Origin of the sequence: Bacillus cereus group sp. Bc061 (genome assembly GCF_027715825.1) — a bacterium.
Taxonomy (GTDB): domain Bacteria; phylum Bacillota; class Bacilli; order Bacillales; family Bacillaceae_G; genus Bacillus_A; species Bacillus_A paranthracis.
The window spans coordinates 1,406,360-1,423,736 of the sequence record NZ_JAQFTZ010000001.1 but is presented as its reverse complement, the minus strand read 5'-3'; the positions used below and the strand labels follow the sequence as shown (position 1 = coordinate 1,423,736).

Sequence of the window (17,377 nt, the reverse complement as noted above, 5' to 3'; positions counted from 1 at the left end):
CGTAGAAGTATAAAAAGACTCCTATGAAAATAGGAGTCTTTTTGTTGTATTATTTTTTCCTTTTCTTTAAATCCTTCTGATACATGTAAAGCTTATGAATTTCATCCTTAAATTCCTGCAAAAGTACGATGTTTTCCTCATTTGAATAACGCACTGTATTATAAGCATTAATAATAATATGACTCTGAATATTTACATCTTCTTCACTATTTATTCTATCTAACCATGCCTCAATAGTTTCTCCTCGATTTCTATTTAAAGGGGGAGTTAACTTACTTTCAAGCTTAAAAATCTCTTTTCGAATTTCGTTATGTGGCGGTTTGTTTCGTTTCAAACGTTTTTGGCTCATTCCTTCTTTATCAGTGATGATAGTAGATTCAAAGACAGGTATATTTGGTAAACTGAATTGTTTTCGTTTTTTTATTATTTTCCAAACGACATAAATAGCAATGAGTGTACAAACTAATATGGTAATGCTATTTATAAGAGTTGGATCAAAAGAACGTGGCTCCAAATCATCCTTAATTGTAGGGTCTTTTAGATTTCCTTTATTCGACCAAAAATCATCTGTTTCTTTTAACACGGCTGCTGAAAATAATGGATTGATAGCGTATCCGAACCCTAATGCAACTGCTTCTATGATAAATGAAAAAACAAGCCGAATGAAAGGAAACACTTGAATAAGTACTATACTCATTACACCAATCGTAATAATAGAAGCGAAACGTAATAACTGTTGATTACGATTTGCTCCAGTTAACCAAAATGTAATCATAATGTGTATAACTAATAGTAATAGTTTCCCGAGTGGTGGAAAAGGCGCATAAAATATAGCTGAAACACCAAACCAAACAATACCACCTAACGATTTTTGAACTGGGTATCCTGGTCCAACTACATGTACGATAAAGAAGAAAAGCGGTAACATAATTGTGCCAAATAGAGAGAACGGGAGAAAGATAGAACAACCGATTATTTGAGTCATTAACAGTATGACAAATCCTGTTGTTTTTTTCTTCGTGAATGTATGGATTAGAAATACACCAATATAGCTTAGTGCTAAAAATATAGCAATAGCAACAAGTTCGTCCCTTTCTGTTAATAACGAAAGGAGGAGCAGCAGAATAAAGTCATTAACGTGATAGAGCCAAGTTTTCAAGCTTTTCCACCATCCCTTCGTTATTTATGAGAAACGTAGGTTGCGATAGAAGAGAGAGGTCATTCTTCTGCAAGCCAATGTAAATCATTGTAGACGATCGTTCTCCTTTTCTATTTGTATAATGGAGAAATCCTTGTTTCGGAATTAGTGTGCTATCGTCTGAAATACGTGCCAATTCCTCTAAAGCTTTTGCGTAATGTGTTTGTCCTTCATTTAATGGTAAGTGCAGAGGGCCACCTTCAGCTAATACACTAATAAATAATTCAAACGGTATTTGATGCTTCGTAGCATATTGACAAATGTATGTTGCAAATGAAATAAGGTCTTCTATATTATCTTTCCAACCAAACCCGCGATCAGCAGCTAATGAAAGACAAATTGTCCAACTATAATTTTTAACAGGCTCATATTGCTTTGCTTGTAATTCCTGCATTTTGGCAGATGCTTTCCAATGAATGGAACGGAAAGACTCACGTTCGTACCGTTTCACACCGATAATAGATGTTTCATCATTGTAAAAAGAAAAATTCGTTCGATAAGATCCATTTAAAAGTTGCTGAAGTTCTTGCAAACCTGCTACTTCTTTAGGTGATGGATACACAATAATTTCAGTTCTTAATTTATCAAATACAGGTAAATGTACAGATAATAAATGAAAAGGATCTTTCAAAACACATTCGAACTGTTCAATTTGAAACACGCCACGCTGCGTTGCAGTTAATGATAAATCCCATTTTTGCGCTGAATGAGCAGGTTGTGAAAATGGGAAAGAGAATAGTGTTTTTGATATTTGTTCAATTCCTTGATCTTTATTCGGTAGTAGGGACGGGTCTAAATGAAAATAACAAACACCGTTAACGAGTGGTATGTTTGCTCCGTTTTTTAAATGAATAAAAAATTGTCCAGATTCATTAGGAAATAAACGAGTTGTTTGTTTCTCGTTTAGCACTTGAAACTGTTTTTCTATATATGCGACATATTTATAAATGAAAATCGCAAATAAATAGTAGAAGAAAAAGAAAAACATAATGATTCGTTGCGGCATAAAAAATGTAAATAGTATCGCGCCTGGAACAGATAGTTGAATAATATGAAGTTGAAAAAATAAAGGTACAGTTACAACGCGCTGTCCATTCATGCTTGCTCAATCTCCACTGGTACGTCAACCTCTTTTAAAATCTTTTGCATCATTTCATTTTTTGTCGTACGTAATGCACCTTCCATTGATAAGACGATACGGTGATTCCAAACAGAAGGAACTAACAATTGTATATCTTCTGGTGTGCAATATTCTCTCCCGCGTAAAAAGGCTAAAGCTTGAACAGCACGTACTAAAGCTAGTGTGGCACGTGGACTTACACCGTTAGCGATATAATCATGATTTCTTGTAGCATGAGCAAGTTTAATAATGTAATGTTCTAACGGTTCTGATACGAAAATCTCTTTTACTTGTTTCTGTGCCTCTAAAATATCATCTAAAGTAATAACAGATGTGACACTTTCTAGTGGTGCATCGTTACGAAAACGTCGCATCATTTGTAGTTCATCTTCAGAATTCGGATAACCTATAGAAATTGTCATTAAAAAGCGATCAAGCTGTGCATCTGGAAGAGGGAACGTTCCTTGTGATTCAATTGGATTTTGCGTCGCAATAACAAAGAACGGTTTTGGAAGAGGAGTTGACTGCTTTTCAAGCGTCACTTGTCGTTCTTCCATCGCTTCTAATAAACTAGACTGTGTTCTCGGCATTGCACGGTTAATTTCATCTGCCAGTAGAATGTTTGCCACGACTGGTCCGAGTCTTAACTCGAATTCGCTCGTTTTCGGATTGAAATATTCAATACCTGTCACATCACTCGGAAGTACATCCGGTGTAAATTGAACGCGAGAAAAATTACCACCAATACTTTTTGAAAGTGTTTTCGCAAGTAACGTTTTCCCAGTACCAGGTACATCCTCAAGAAGCACATGTCCGTCAGCAAGCAAGGAAACAATTAATAGATCTATAACATTTTCTTTACCTACAAAAACTGATCCTATATTTTCCTTCAATTTATTTATCATATATATCATTCCTTTCAAAATATAAACGGATATTTCTATATTTTAACAAATTATTCAGAAAATTTATATGATTTTTCAATTCAAAGAAATAAATATTCAATTATTAAATTATACTCTTGCATATTTTGGAGTGTGAATATATAATATCGGTATACGATGTATCGCAAGTCGATATATCATAAGGCGATGTATCGGAGGTGGTTATAATGAATACGAAAGCGAGAAAATATATTCCGTTAACTGAGGCGACATATTACATACTGTTATCACTAGTGAAACCAATGCACGGTTATGGAATTATGCAAATGGTAGAAGAGATGACAAATGGAGAAGTAAAGCTCGGTCCTGGAACTTTATACGGGAATACGACGAAGTTATTAAAAGAGAAATTAATTGTTGAAGTTGCCTCAACAGATAGAAAGAAGTGCTATGAGTTAACGCCACTTGGTAAAGAAGTGTTAGAGCTAGAGTATAACAGGTTGCAACGATCTGTAAGGAATGGGAATAGTATATTAGGGGAGTGAATGGAAGATGGAGACAAAAAGGGTATTCAAATTTTTTATGGCATGGAATTTAGAAAAAGAAGAAGCTTTTTTACGAAAGATGCATCAGCAAGGTTGGGCATTACAAAAATATAATTTAATGTATACGTTTCAGAAAACGGAGCCAAAAGATGTAATGTACAAAGCTGATTTTAGATTGGTTTATAGAGATTCGAAAGAACAACAACAAGAATATTTCGAAATATACGAAATGTCAGGTTGGAAACGCGTAACAAGTTTCACAAGATGGAATTATTTTTGTAAAGAAGTAGAAGAAGTAAATGAATTGCCTGATATTTACTCAGAAAAGGAGACGAGGATACAAAAACTAAATGAATTATTGTTATTCCTTGTTATTATATCAGCAAGTTTATTACCATCAATGTATAATCTGTTTTTAAGCCCGATGGAATCAAGAGTGCCAATGTGGGCGAAAGTTATGACCGGTCTTACAGGTGGTATGTGGATGTACTTCTTTATAAGACTTTCTTGGAAAATCAAGAAATTAAAAAGTGAAATATTATAATAAAAAGTGGAGTTTAAAAGAAGTTGATTTTGTAAAGAGGTAATTAATATGGGAATCAACTTCTTTTGTTTCTATATAATCGTATTTTTGCTCACTCTTTTTTATATAATAAAAATCTATATGAAGGCATAAAATTAACAATATCAAAGCCGCAATAATTTACCCTGAAAATAATAAATGAAGAAAAAAGATTCATATTGAGGATCAAAAAATAAAAGATGACTAAAAAGATGTGGGGTGTAACTTATAATAAGGAAGAAACACGTTTTTTATTAAAGTATAAAACGAAAAAATCCCTTATAGAAAAATCTATTTCTACAAGGGATAATCATGTTTTTATTAGAAAGACTGATTTTGAGCAGGTTTAATAAATTGTTCAGGATTTTCAACAAGCCCACATACAGCGCATTGGACTCTGTAAGTAGGTCCTTGATAGGCCATATGAAAAGCGTTTATCGTTTCATTTGTATATTCTTCTTCTACTTGACCAGTTTGTGGATTTAATTTGACTGGTTTTACTTGTTGCTCAAGAATATTAAAGCGAGTGCGGTTCGTTTTACAACTTGGACATAGCATTGGTTCCATATGTATACACCTCCATTTGTAGCATTTCTTAAACTCATTAATTTTATGCAAGCGAAAAAACTTTCTCAATATAAATAGGTGTTTAATGTATTTAAAATTCAGAAAAAATAAAATATAATAAGAGTACGAACTGGTTATGTCCAAACCAAATCTCCTGTTTTATGCCAATAAGCTGGGAGGCCGAGAAATCGGCCTCATTTTTTTGTGCTCGTTACTATAGGAAACAAGGTTTTTATGAGACTTTTGTCGAAATTTTAGGGATGGATATAAAGGGGGATGTAAAATGAATTTGAAAATGAAGTACATCATTTTATATGTAGAAAAGTTTGAGGAATGTTTAAAATTCTATAAAGATATTTTACAGTTACCTATAAAATCAGAGCACGGTACATATATTGAATTTAATACGGGATCTACAATATTAGCAATGAATACGCGGCAAGATGTGAAAGAATTAACAGGATTACCACTTACAGAAGGCGAGTTACAATCTTCTCATTTTGAATTAGGATTCGTTGTCAAAAATGTACAAGAAACGATTGAGCAACTTAGAGAACAAGGTATTAAGGTTTTAGTTGAACCAATTGTAAAGCCGTGGGGGCAAACTATTGCATATATTGCTGATCCAGATGGGAATTATATTGAAATTTGCAGTTCATTAGAATAGAAGGAGAAAAAGAGATGGGGTTTCCGAAACTAGAAACAGAACGTTTACAATTAAGAGAATTAACACTGTTAGATGCAGAAACGATGTTCCGTTATTTTTCAAAAGAGTCTGTTATACGTTATTTCGGAATGGATTCTTTCGAAAATATTGAGCAAGCGAAAACAACGATTCAAACGTTTAAAAATCGTTATGAAGAGGGAAGTGTATTTCGCTGGGGAATAGAGAAAAAGGGGACGGGCCAATTAATCGGAACGTGTGGTTTTCATTTAATTAACCATCATCATAAGCGAGCTGAAATTGGTTATGAATTAGACGATACATATTGGGGACAAGGATACGCCTCGGAAGCGTTACAGGCGATTTTAACTTACGGATTTGAAATGCTGCAACTAATAAGAATTGCTGCTGTCGTATATGTAGAGAATAAAGCTTCTCAAAAATTATTAAGTAAAGCAGGATTTCAAGAAGAAGGATTACTTCGAAAACATATGATTCAAAATGGAGTTGCGCATGATACGATTTTATATTCTTTATTAAAAGAAGAGTGGAAGAAATAATGAGTACGAGTGAATTGATAAATGTTATGAAGAAGCATAAAGAAAATAGGTTCATTTTAGGTATAGATGGTTTAAGTCGTTCAGGAAAAACAACATTTGTTGCAAATTTAAAGGAAAATATGAAACAGGAAAGCATTCCGTTTCATATTTTTCATATTGATGATCATATAGTGGAGCGTAATAAACGCTATGATACCGGATTTGAAGAATGGTATGAGTATTATTATTTGCAATGGGATATTGAGTGGCTTCGGCAAAAGTTTTTTCAAAAGTTACAAAATGAAACAAAACTAAAATTACCGTTCTATAATGATAAGACAGACTCATGTGAAATGAAGAAAGTACAGATTCCCATAGTAGGCGTAATTGTAATTGAAGGTGTTTTTCTACAGCGAAAAGAATGGAGAGATTTCTTTCATTATATGGTGTACTTGGATTGTCCAAGAGAGACAAGATTTCTACGCGAGAGTAAGAAAACACAGAAAAACCTTTCAAAGTTTGAGAATAGGTATTGGAAAGCAGAGGATTATTACTTAGAAACGGAATTGCCGAAGGATTGGGCGGATTTAGTTATAAATTGATTTGAAGAAAACCTCAACTTTTTGTTTGAAAAGTTGAGGTTTCTCTATGTAATAGCAGATTAATTATTTCAATTAATGAGAAGGAGAATATTATTATAATTTGAATTATATATTTATAGATAAATCTATAGATGAAAAGATTTCAATAAAGCGAGTGATTACATGAGTATTTTCATTTTAGAAGACGATGTTATACAAGCACAGCAAATGAAGCGGTTAGTTGAAGAGATTTGTGAGAAATATATGTTGCCTTTTGATTTTATTGAGGTGACTAGTAAAAGTGAAAATATTATTACTAATATTCCGAAGGCGAAGTATGTTCCAATCTATTTTTTAGATATAGAGATTAAAAGGGAAGAGCGTAAAGGGTTACAAGTAGCACAAGAGATACGAAAGTATGATACGCAAGGAATTATTGTGTTTGTAACGACGCATTCTGAATTTGCACCTATTTCATATCAATACATGGTATCAGCTTTAACTTTTATTGATAAAGGGTTGCCATACGAGGAGAGATATAAAGTTTTTGAACAATGTTTACTTCAATATGAAGCAAGAAATAAGCATATTATTCCGTCCGATGACTTTATCGTTGAAAATAGTAATGCCACTGTGCGGGTTCCTTTTCATGAAGTTGAATATGTTATGACTGATGAACCGCACCGGTTAGCATTAGTGACGTTAGATCGAATCGTTTATTTTTATGGAGCATTAAAGGAGATAGAAATAATAGATGAACGTTTATTTCGTTGCCATCAGTCATATATCGTGAATACGAAGCAAATGTCTTCTTACGATGCGAAACAAAAAATGATAGTTTTAAAAAGCGGGAAACGCATTCCAGTGTCACGGCGTTTAGTGAGTAAAGTACGTAACATGTTAAAGGGTGAGATGTAATGTATATTTATGATTTATTTGCAATACTGCTTACTAGTATGTGTCATACGTTTTTATATATACAATTAATCCGATACAACAGATTGTCAGTTAGAATGTTAATAGCTTTAAGTACGGTATTCATTATTTTACTTGCTATTGTTGTAACAGTAACGAGATATCCAGAATTGAATAGTACGATTGTGTTATTTTTAATAAGTTTAGGATTAATGCAAAATGAATTGAAATTTAAGCATAATGTATATTTTGCACTGGTGAGTATGGTGATTATAACGTTAGTGAAAATGTTGCTATTAGATTTAGGGATGAAAATCTTTATGTTAACGCCATTCAATTTATATTTATGGACAGGTAGTATTATTCATCTTATCGTATCAATCCTTACTTTTATCGGTATTTTAGTAGCGCGAAAAAGAATTCAAAAAATCGCTCAATATATAGTAAGTAGTCCGTTATACTATGTAACTTATATATTATTAATGATCGGGTTTATTATTGAACTAATTTTAACTCAGCCGTCAACTGAGTTTTTAGCAAAAATAAATCAACAATACAGTGAAGTAAGTTATAATTCAGCGATTATTATTTTTTTATTATTACTAATCATCGTACTAATAAGCTCACATTTATCGAAAGAAAAGTTACGAGAAGAGCATGAAAAACGTTTAGATAAAGAGTTATTAGATTATGTGGAAAAATTAGAGGATATGCATGATGAGCTTGCTAGTTTTCGTCATGATTATATGAATGTATTACTATCGTTAGAAGAAGGAATACGTACAAAAAATGTGAAAGAAATTGAGCAAGTGTACTACGATGTTATTGCTCCCACATTAAAAACAATAAATGATCATGAACTTGATATCGCAAAATTATCTCGCATACAAATTCCTGAAGTAAGAAGCGTATTAAGAGCAAAAGTTAGTACTGCTCAGCAGCAACAAATAAAAGTAATGCTTGATATACCAGAGAACATTGAAAGTGTTTCGATGACGATTATTTCATTTATTCGTATCATTTCAGTTTTAGTAGATAATGCAATTGAGGAAGCAGTATGTAGTGAGGAAAAGATATTACAAATCGCATTCTTTGAAATGGATTCACGACAATATTTTATCGTGCGTAATAGTTCAAAGGGGGAAGCGATTGATTTACAAAAAATTTATGAGAAAAACCATTCAAGTAAAGAAGGTGCTAGAGGGTACGGGCTATTTTCGTTAAAACGAATCATAAATAAAACAAATAATGCGACGTTAGAAACAACTTATGTAAGTTCTTATTTCACACAAACATTTATATTAAATGAGATAAAATGACCATCTATGATGAAAAGGAAACCGAATAAGAAATAACTACATACTTTCTTCACTCAATTTTATACACTTCAAGTAAGAGGTGAAGCGAGATGAATGGTCTTATTTTTACAACAATGATTAGCTTTGGTTTACCGCTTATAGCACTTTTATATGCTTTTTGGAAGAAACGCTATATTCCATATATGTTAGGTATATTGGCTTTTGTTGTATCACAAATATTGATTCGCATACCAATGCTAAATTATTTAAATGGAACTAGCACAGATTTTCAAATGTTTTCTGTTATGCAGCCTATACTATTTGCAGTTTTGCTTAGTATATCAGCTGGAATTTTTGAAGAGATAGCTCGTTTTATCGCAATGCGTTATTTTATGAAGCAACGAGATTGGCAGTCTGGTTTTTTATTTGGAGCAGGGCATGGTGGTATTGAGGCGGTGTTGATAGTCGGTATCCCAGTAATATCCCTATTATTATCACAAACAGTCATTCAAAATGGTGACAGTTATTATCTCGGTGGTATTGAACGCATCTTTGCGATGGTATTACATGTTGGGCTTTCTTTCATTGTATTGCAAGCTGTCGTCCAAAAGAAATTTCGTTATGTTGTATATGCAATTCTCATCCATGGGACTGTAAATGCATTAGCTGGCATTATATCGCTATATGTGCCAGGGAAAAGCGGGATTATTATGTCAGAAGTTTCAATAGCAATTTTTGCGTTACTCACTTTTAGTTATAGTTTCATTTTAAAAAGAAAGGGTGTATTAAAATGAGAAGAATGTTACTTATTATTATAAGTGCTATCGCGGCGTTCGCGCTCGCAGCATGTACCGGTAATAAAGTAGATGAAAGTACGTCAAAAAAGTTTATTCCAAAGGCGGAAGAAATTGTATCATTATTAAATGAGGCAAAGTATAAAGACGTGCGTGAAAAATTTGATAGTAAAATGAAAGCTGCATTGTCAGAAGAAAAGATGAAAGATCTTACACCTATAATAGAGAAAGCTGGTACATTTGAAAAAATTGAAAAACAATCGATTGAAGAAAAAGATGGCTTATATACTGTTATTCTTGTAGCAAAATATAGTAAAGAACAACGGACATTCATTATAACTTATAATGATAAAGAAGAAATAGCGGGTTTAGTTATTAAATAAAAAAGAGATACAGTGGAAGTTTCCGCTGTATCTCTTTTTTGTTTTAACCAAATTATGGTTATTTGTGCTAATATGAACTTATAGCTATATAGAAGGGGTGAGTTAGTATGAAAACTGAACTAGTTCCTAAAAAGAAGTACAGTATAATAAGCTACATATGTTTACTCATCGGTATTTTATGTTTTCTGTTCGTTTTTATAACGCCAACAAGGATAGCGAATGCAGGTAATATAGTAGGAGATTATATTACAGTTGCCCTGACAGTTGCAGGTATCATACTTTCTATCATTACAATGACGAAAAAAACAGAGAAGAAGGGGATTGCTATTCTTTCATTCATACTGTCCTCATCATTTTTTATATTTTGGATTATCGCAATTATCTTATTGTTTACTGGTCAAATTAGTTTTGCGCCGTAATGTGCAGTAAAAAGAGTCCTTCTCGTATGAAGGACTCTTTTTATTCGCTTTCTTCCGGTTGATATTCTAAAATATCTCCAGGTTGGCATTCTAATGCTTTACAAATGGCTTCTAAAGTTGAAAAACGGACTGCTTTTGCTTTTCCATTTTTCAAGATCGAAAGGTTAGCCATTGTAATTCCAACCTTCTCCGAAAGCTCTGTTACACTCATTTTTCTTTTCGCTAACATTACATCAATATTAATAATAATTGCCATATTATTCACCTCAGACCGTTAAATCATTTTCTGATTTTATATCTATCGCATCTTTTAATAGTCTTTGGAGTACGGCAGCAAAGACCGCGATTACCATTGAAGCAAAAATTATAATCATTCCAATAATAATAATGCCAGGGGCGTCATCTCTCTCTGCCACAAGATAGAAAAGTGGCATACCTAATACATATAATACACTAATGGCTAGTGCGCTGTACTTAATATTTTTTAAAGCTTTAACAGACAGCTCAGAGAATGCGTTGTTTTTATCAATATAGTTTAAAAGTTTGAATGTTTGATACAGCGCAAAATAATAAGGTATTGCTGTCGCGTATAAATTGATAAATACAAGATATTTAATATATGCCATTTCGGGATATAATTCAGCAGCGAAATTCCCTATGTTAGGGACTAAAAAAATGCACATAGCAAGAACAGGGATACCCATTAGAATCACAGCTGTCTTTAAGAAAAGTGTTGATCCTTGTTTCATAAAAAGCACCTCATTTATTTAATATCTTATTAATTTACCATGAAATTTATTGTTTAACAATAAATTTTTATTTATTTTAATTGGAGATTTGTTGTTAAGCAAGTTAATGATGGGAAATCTTCTTTATAAGATAGATGAACTATACCGAGATGTAATGAATAAGAAAGTTCCTATTGTTAGCTTTAGAAAAATTGGGAACTAATAAAACATATGTAGGCAGTCAGAATTTTGTATGTAAATGAATGTGAAACTAATGGAGGCGCAATCATGTTTGTATTGGGTTTAAAGATGAAGAAGTTACTGTTAGTAGGAACGATAACACTAAGTATGTTATGTACTGAAAGTATGATGGATGATCATACGGTGGAAGCGAAAGTGAAAAAAGTAGAACGACAACCGAAAAATGTAATCATGATGGTTATGGACGGAACAAGTTCTTCAGCAACTACATTAGCTCGCTTGTATAAAGGGAAACCACTTGCATTAGATGAAATTGTAACAGGAGGAGTTCGTACATATTCGGCGGAATCAGCTATAACAGACTCAGCACCAGCAGCTACAGCTTTAGCGACAGGGAATAAATCAAATTCAGGATATGTAGGCGTATTACCTACTATTGTAAGTTCACCTGGCTTAAAACCAATGAAAGAGGAGGACAAATTACGGCCAGTTGCCAATGTTTTAGAAGGTGCAAAACGTACGGGTCGTGCAACTGGAATTGTTGCTACAGCTGAAATTCAGCATGCTACTCCTGCTGGATTCTCCGCTCATCATGTGAATCGTAAAAATTTTGAAGTGCTCGCGGAGCAACAAGTGTATCAAAATATAGATGTCGTATTAGGCGGGGGAAAAGCAGCACTTCTACCTGAGATAGATAGTGGGATTCGAAAAGATGGTGAAGATTTAGTAAAAGTGATTCAAAACAAAGGGTACGACTTTGTTGAAACGAAAGAAGCATTATTAGGCTCTAAATCTAATAAAATTTGGGGCTCTTTCTCGCTTAATGCTTTAGCATTTGATATGGATCGTGAAGCAACAAATCCGGAGCAACCAACACTTTCGCAAATGACGGAAAAAGCCATTCAAACGTTATCAAAAGATAAAGATGGGTTCTTTTTATTTGTGGAAGGAAGTAAGCCAGATTGGGCTGCACATGTGAATGATCCAATTGGGATGATTAGTGATGTGTTAGCATTTGATCATGCAGTTGCAGAAGCATTAAGATTTGCAAAAAAAGATGGTAATACGATGCTAATCGCCGTAGCGGACCATGGTAATAGCGGTATTTCTATTGGCAATATGAATACGACAAAAGGTTATAATACTACGCCGGTCTCTGCATATATTGATCCATTGAAAAAAGCGAAAATGACACTTGAAGGGACTATCAATAATTTGAAATCTGATCTATCCAATGTAGAAGAGGTAGCTAAATTATACGGGTTGGACAATTTAACTTATGATGAAAAAGAAAGGTTAAAAGTGGTTAAAAAGAAAATAGACGTAGGTCCAATTTTCACTACATTATTGGCTAACCGTGCGAACATAGGCTTTACAACAGGAGGGCATACAGGTGAGGATGTATTTTTATATTCATACGGCCCTCAAAAGCCAGTTGGTTTGATTCAAAACACGGACGTTGCAAAGACAATAGCGAAAGCGATGGGCTTTAATTTAGAAGAAGTAACAAACAAATTATTTGTAGAGAGTGAATTAGCCTTTAAGCAGAATGGTGCAACTGTAACAATAGATAAAACTGATGTAGCGAATCCTGTACTCATAGTAAAACATAATAATGTAACAACTCAATTATTTGTTAACAAAAATATAATTCGTATTAAGAATAAAGATTATGAACTAGGAAGTGTTGTTGTAGAAAGCAATGGTAAGTTCTATGTACCAGAAGAAGCAATTCGTTTATTCATAAAGCATTCTCGTTAAAAAATGCCAATTCCTTAGCTACTACTTAGGAATTGGCATTTTTGTGTAGATGAGATTTCACTCGAAAAAAAGAGGAAAGAGAACCACAAATTCTAGAGTGAACTTCCTGTAAATTTACCTATTTTATGTTTTTCATCCTAGAAAAAATATTTCTCAACATTTTAGCACTTTAAAAAGATTGAATATTCGTATTATAACGAATATTATATTGCTATCGGCAAAAATCGATAATTTGCAGACACTGGGGAGGAAATACATTGAGAAAGAAAAAGAAATTAAAACCTTTAGCGGTATTAACAACAGCAGCCGTGCTAAGTAGTACATTTGCTTTTGGAAGCCATGCAGCATATGCTGATGCGCCACCATCTCTACCAATTGATGAGCATTTAATACCAGAGGAACGATTGGCAGAAGCACTGAAGCAAAGGGGAGTAATTGATGAATCTGCATCACAAGCTGAGACATCAAAGGCTGTCGAAAAATATGTTGAGAAAAAGAAAGGGGAAAACCCTGGAAAAGAAATCTTGACAGGAGATAATCTTACGCAAGAAGCTTCAGATTTTATGAAAAAAGTAAAAGATACAAAAATGCAGGAAAATGAACAGGCGCAGCAGCCCGAAGTAGGACCAGTAGCTGGGCAAAGTGCAGGATTGAACCCAGGAAAATTAAATGGAAAAGTACCAACTACACCAGCGAAGCAAGCTGAGTACAATGGGGCTGTTCGAAAAGATAAAGTACTTGTATTACTCGTAGAATTTAGCGATTTTAAGCATAATAATATTGATCAAGAACCGGGTTATATGTATTCTAAGGACTTTAATCGTGAACATTATCAAAAAATGTTATTTGGTGATGAGCCATTTACGTTATTTGATGGATCGAAGATTAATACATTTAAACAGTATTATGAAGAACAATCTGGCGGAAGCTACACAGTTGATGGAACTGTAACGGAATGGCTTACTGTTCCAGGAAAAGCGTCAGATTATGGTGCTGATGCGGGAACTGGTCATGACAATAAAGGTCCTTTAGGCCCAAAAGATTTTGTGAAAGAAGCATTGAAAGCAGCGGTAGCAAAAGGCATTAATTTAGCTGATTATGATCAATTTGATCAATACGACCAAGATGGTGATGGAAATAAAAATGAGCCAGATGGAATCATTGATCATTTAATGGTAGTACATGCAGGCGTGGGACAAGAAGCTGGCGGTGGTAAATTGAAAGATGATGCGATTTGGTCTCATCGCTCAAAACTAGGATCGAAGCCATATGCGATTGATGGTACAAAATCTTCTGTTTCGAACTGGGGCGGAAAGATGGCTGCATACGATTATACAATCGAGCCTGAAGACGGAGCGGTTGGTGTGTTTGCACATGAGTATGGTCATGATTTAGGGTTGCCAGATGAATATGATACAAAGTATTCAGGACAAGGTGAACCAGTTGAATCATGGTCCCTAATGAGCGGCGGTAGCTGGGCTGGAAAAATTGCAGGTACAGAGCCAACAAGTTTCTCACCGCAAAATAAAGAGTTTTTCCAAAAAAATATGAAGGGGAACTGGGCGAATATTGTTGAGGTAGATTATGATAAACTTCGCACGGGAATCGGTACTGCAACGTATGTAGATCAAAGTGTGACAAAATCAAAACGACCAGGAATCATTCGTGTTAACTTGCCGGACAAAGATATAAAAAATATTGAGTCAGCATTTGGTAAGAAGTTTTATTACAGCACGAAAGGAAATGACATTCATACAACACTTGAGACACCAGTATTTGACTTAACGACTGCAACGGATGCCAAGTTCGATTATAAGGCATTTTACGAACTGGAAGCGAAGTATGATTTCCTTGACGTATATGCGATTGCAGAAGATGGAACGAAGACACGCATTGATCGAATGGGCGAAAAAGATGTAAAAGGCGGTATAGATACAACGGATGGTAAGTGGATTGATAAATCATATGATTTAAATCAATTCAAAGGAAAGAAAGTAAAACTGCAATTTGAGTATGTAACAGATATTGCAGTAGCATATAAAGGATTTGCGTTAGACAATGCAGCATTAACTGTAGATGGAAAAGTTGTTTTCTCTGATGACGCAGAAGGCCAGCCAGCAATGACATTAAAAGGATTTACTGTGTCTAACGGATTTGAACAGAAGAAACATAACTACTATATCGAGTGGCGTAATTACGCTGGGTCTGATACTGCATTACAATATGCACGTGGTCCAGTATTTAATACAGGAATGGTTGTATGGTATGCGGATCAAAGCTTTACAGATAACTGGGTAGGCGTTCATCCAGGTGAAGGGTTCCTTGGAGTAGTAGATTCTCATCCAGAGGCAATCGTAGGAACATTAAACGGACAACCTACTGTGAAGAGCAGTACACGTTATCAAATTGCCGATGCGGCATTCTCATTTGATCAAACGCCAGCATGGAAAGTAAATTCACCAACTCGCGGTATCTTTGACTATAAAGGATTACCAGGAGTTGCAAAATTTGATGATTCTAAGCAATACATCAACAGCGTTATTCCAGATGCGGGACGTAAGTTACCTAAACTAGGATTGAAGTTTGAAGTAGTAGGTCAAGCTGAAGACAAGTCTGCAGGTGCAGTTTGGATCCATCGATAAAATGAAATGAAATGAAGAGGAGCTGCCATAAGCCGGTGAAACTGACTTATGGCAGCTCTTTTCTGCTTGTAAAAAGTTCTCGGTTTTAATTGTAAAGATTGGAAATGTATTTGATAAATAAAATGCTCAATCTGTTCAATTATAGCGCTATTTTGAGCGTAAGTAATTTGTAAGTATTGAGTAAGAAAAAAGAGAATTTTATAGTATATAATAATATTTATTACATCTACTTTTAACACCTGATACTAATAGTATGCTATAATATGAATTAGCAACAAAAAGGAAAGGAATTAGTAAAATGACATTAGAAAATACTAAAAATTTAAAAAAACAAGTTGCTCCATATGAAAAATCAACAATTAAAAAAAGTGTGTGGCAACTTATTAACACAGTCGTGCCATTTGTTGTTTTATGGTATCTCGCTTATAAAAGTTTGTCTGTTTCTTATCTGTTAGCATTAGTTCCATCTTTGTTAGCTGCTGGTTTTATGACGCGAATTTTCATAATTTTTCATGATTGTACCCATTATTCATTCTTTAAAAGTCGACGTGCAAATAGAATAGTAGGTACATGTATGGGTGTGTTAACGTTATTCCCATTTGATCAATGGGGGCATGAGCATGCGATTCATCACGCTACAAGTGGTAATCTAGATAAGCGAGGTACAGGAGATATTTGGACGCTTACAGTCGATGAATATGTAGCTGCACCATTTAGACTTCGTTTAGCATATCGTTTATATCGCAATCCATTCGTTATGTTTGGATTAGGTCCGATTTATGTTTTCTTGCTTAAAAATAGATTTAACCGAAAAGGTGCAAGACAGAAAGAACGTATGAATACGTATTTGACGAATATTATTATCGTTGCTGTAGTAGCTATACTTTGCTGGGCAATAGGATGGCAATCGTTTCTATTAGTACATGGTACGATATTCTTAATTGCAGGTTCAGTAGGGATTTGGCTGTTTTACGTACAGCACACATTCGAGGATTCTTACTTTGAAGAAGATAAAGATTGGGAATATGTGAAAGCGGCAGTAGAAGGAAGTTCATTTTATAAACTTCCAAAAATCTTGCAATTCTTAACTGGTAATATTGGATTTCATCATGTTCACCATTTAAGTCCAAGAGTACCTAACTATAAACTAGAAGAGGCGCACAATAATACGCTTCCGTTAAAAAATGTACCAACGATTACACTTGCTACAAGCTTACGATCACTACGTTTCCGTCTGTGGGATGAGAAAAGTAACAATTTTGTTAGCTTTAAAGATGTAAAAAATATAATTAAAAATAATGTTTCTGTTCGGGTGAAATCGGAATTATAATTTCATCGGCTATAAAACTCCCCTTAATGATTAACGATGTAAGGGGAGTTTTTGTTATATATAACGGATATTGAGGACGTGGAATACTCATATGTAGGTATAAATTCAAGGATATGATAATAATATTATGTAAACAATATAAAACATCATTTTTTTTATTATTGTGAAGGATATCATACATATATAATGGAAAGCAGAAGGTGGATGAGAGTAATGATGAGAACAGAAACAACGTAATAAAATAAT

General features: G+C 34.0%; 19 protein-coding genes. 13 read left to right on the top strand and 6 right to left on the bottom strand.

Annotated elements, in window-relative coordinates; genetic code table 11:
* Positions 1 to 49: 49 nt before the first annotated feature.
* The 3 genes from PDQ40_RS07480 to PDQ40_RS07470 are packed head-to-tail and all read right to left on the bottom strand — an operon-like array spanning position 50 to position 3,223.
* Complete coding sequence (locus PDQ40_RS07480; protein WP_242300991.1) at positions 50 to 1,159, bottom strand: DUF4018 domain-containing protein; 1,110 nt, start codon at positions 1,157 to 1,159, stop codon at positions 50 to 52.
* Positions 1,134 to 2,297: a DUF58 domain-containing protein gene (locus tag PDQ40_RS07475; protein WP_270691308.1), complete on the bottom strand. Its 1,164-nt coding sequence runs from the start codon at positions 2,295 to 2,297 to the stop codon at positions 1,134 to 1,136. Before PDQ40_RS07475 ends, PDQ40_RS07480 begins: the two co-directional genes overlap by 26 nt.
* Entirely contained in the window at positions 2,294 to 3,223 is a 930-nt protein-coding gene (locus tag PDQ40_RS07470) for an AAA family ATPase (protein WP_074533322.1), read from the bottom strand. Before PDQ40_RS07470 ends, PDQ40_RS07475 begins: the two co-directional genes overlap by 4 nt.
* A 206-nt stretch (positions 3,224 to 3,429) precedes the next feature.
* Between PDQ40_RS07470 and PDQ40_RS07465 the strand changes: the two genes are divergently transcribed.
* Together PDQ40_RS07465 and PDQ40_RS07460 are read left to right on the top strand one after the other, a co-directional pair.
* Entirely contained in the window at positions 3,430 to 3,747 is a 318-nt protein-coding gene (locus PDQ40_RS07465; protein WP_001092642.1) for a PadR family transcriptional regulator, read from the top strand.
* Between the two features lie 7 nt (positions 3,748 to 3,754).
* Positions 3,755 to 4,291 carry a DUF2812 domain-containing protein gene (locus PDQ40_RS07460; protein WP_000448674.1) on the top strand — a complete coding sequence of 179 codons (537 nt, stop codon included), beginning with the start codon at positions 3,755 to 3,757 and terminating at the stop codon, positions 4,289 to 4,291.
* A 339-nt stretch (positions 4,292 to 4,630) separates the two neighbouring features.
* Here PDQ40_RS07460 and PDQ40_RS07455 read toward each other — a convergent pair whose 3' ends face one another.
* A complete protein-coding gene (locus PDQ40_RS07455) occupies positions 4,631 to 4,876 on the bottom strand; it encodes a hypothetical protein (RefSeq protein ID WP_050821920.1) in 246 nt (81 codons plus the stop codon).
* Between the two features lie 283 nt (positions 4,877 to 5,159).
* Here PDQ40_RS07455 and PDQ40_RS07450 point away from each other — a divergent pair, with 283 nt between their 5' ends.
* The 8 genes from PDQ40_RS07450 to PDQ40_RS07415 all read left to right on the top strand — a co-directional run bounded on the left by PDQ40_RS07450 (position 5,160) and on the right by PDQ40_RS07415 (position 10,469).
* Positions 5,160 to 5,543: a VOC family protein gene (locus PDQ40_RS07450; RefSeq protein ID WP_001049851.1), complete on the top strand. Its 384-nt coding sequence runs from the start codon at positions 5,160 to 5,162 to the stop codon at positions 5,541 to 5,543.
* Positions 5,544 to 5,557: 14 nt separating this feature from the next.
* Positions 5,558 to 6,100 carry a GNAT family N-acetyltransferase gene (locus tag PDQ40_RS07445; protein WP_000506669.1) on the top strand — a complete coding sequence of 181 codons (543 nt, stop codon included), beginning with the start codon at positions 5,558 to 5,560 and terminating at the stop codon, positions 6,098 to 6,100.
* Positions 6,100 to 6,681 carry a kinase gene (locus PDQ40_RS07440; protein WP_270691307.1) on the top strand — a complete coding sequence of 194 codons (582 nt, stop codon included), beginning with the start codon at positions 6,100 to 6,102 and terminating at the stop codon, positions 6,679 to 6,681. Before PDQ40_RS07445 ends, PDQ40_RS07440 begins: the two co-directional genes overlap by 1 nt.
* 162 nt (positions 6,682 to 6,843) lie before the next feature.
* The gene (locus PDQ40_RS07435) at positions 6,844 to 7,578 is read left to right on the top strand and encodes a LytR/AlgR family response regulator transcription factor (RefSeq protein ID WP_000021631.1); all 735 of its coding nucleotides are present in this window, start codon (positions 6,844 to 6,846) and stop codon (positions 7,576 to 7,578) included.
* Positions 7,578 to 8,894, top strand: coding sequence for a GHKL domain-containing protein (locus tag PDQ40_RS07430; protein WP_214328176.1), 1,317 nt, complete (start codon positions 7,578 to 7,580; stop codon positions 8,892 to 8,894). The genes PDQ40_RS07435 and PDQ40_RS07430 overlap by 1 nt, the downstream gene beginning before the upstream one ends.
* A gap of 89 nt (positions 8,895 to 8,983) precedes the next feature.
* Positions 8,984 to 9,667, top strand: coding sequence for a YhfC family intramembrane metalloprotease (locus PDQ40_RS07425; protein ID WP_001013700.1), 684 nt, complete (start codon positions 8,984 to 8,986; stop codon positions 9,665 to 9,667).
* Positions 9,664 to 10,050: a DUF3887 domain-containing protein gene (locus PDQ40_RS07420; protein ID WP_001253792.1), complete on the top strand. Its 387-nt coding sequence runs from the start codon at positions 9,664 to 9,666 to the stop codon at positions 10,048 to 10,050. The genes PDQ40_RS07425 and PDQ40_RS07420 overlap by 4 nt, the downstream gene beginning before the upstream one ends.
* Before the next feature lie 107 nt (positions 10,051 to 10,157).
* Positions 10,158 to 10,469 (top strand): hypothetical protein, encoded by a 312-nt coding sequence (locus PDQ40_RS07415; protein WP_000845971.1) that lies wholly within the window; start codon positions 10,158 to 10,160, stop codon positions 10,467 to 10,469.
* A gap of 40 nt (positions 10,470 to 10,509) precedes the next feature.
* Here the strand turns inward: PDQ40_RS07415 and PDQ40_RS07410 are convergent, their stop codons facing one another.
* Both PDQ40_RS07410 and PDQ40_RS07405 read right to left on the bottom strand, forming a co-directional pair.
* A complete protein-coding gene (locus PDQ40_RS07410; RefSeq protein WP_000974621.1) occupies positions 10,510 to 10,725 on the bottom strand; it encodes a helix-turn-helix domain-containing protein in 216 nt (71 codons plus the stop codon).
* Between the two features lie 10 nt (positions 10,726 to 10,735).
* Entirely contained in the window at positions 10,736 to 11,218 is a 483-nt protein-coding gene (locus PDQ40_RS07405; RefSeq protein ID WP_000809105.1) for a DUF2975 domain-containing protein, read from the bottom strand.
* Between the two features lie 267 nt (positions 11,219 to 11,485).
* On the opposite strand from PDQ40_RS07405, the gene PDQ40_RS07400 reads away from it, so the two are divergent.
* From PDQ40_RS07400 to PDQ40_RS07390, 3 genes are all read left to right on the top strand, one after another.
* Positions 11,486 to 13,159: an alkaline phosphatase gene (locus PDQ40_RS07400; protein WP_000497801.1), complete on the top strand. Its 1,674-nt coding sequence runs from the start codon at positions 11,486 to 11,488 to the stop codon at positions 13,157 to 13,159.
* 257 nt (positions 13,160 to 13,416) lie between these two features.
* Positions 13,417 to 15,801 carry an immune inhibitor A domain-containing protein gene (locus PDQ40_RS07395; RefSeq protein ID WP_270691306.1) on the top strand — a complete coding sequence of 795 codons (2,385 nt, stop codon included), beginning with the start codon at positions 13,417 to 13,419 and terminating at the stop codon, positions 15,799 to 15,801.
* Positions 15,802 to 16,099: 298 nt separating this feature from the next.
* Positions 16,100 to 17,131: a fatty acid desaturase gene (locus PDQ40_RS07390; RefSeq protein WP_000171518.1), complete on the top strand. Its 1,032-nt coding sequence runs from the start codon at positions 16,100 to 16,102 to the stop codon at positions 17,129 to 17,131.
* The last annotated feature ends 246 nt before the right edge of the window (positions 17,132 to 17,377 follow it).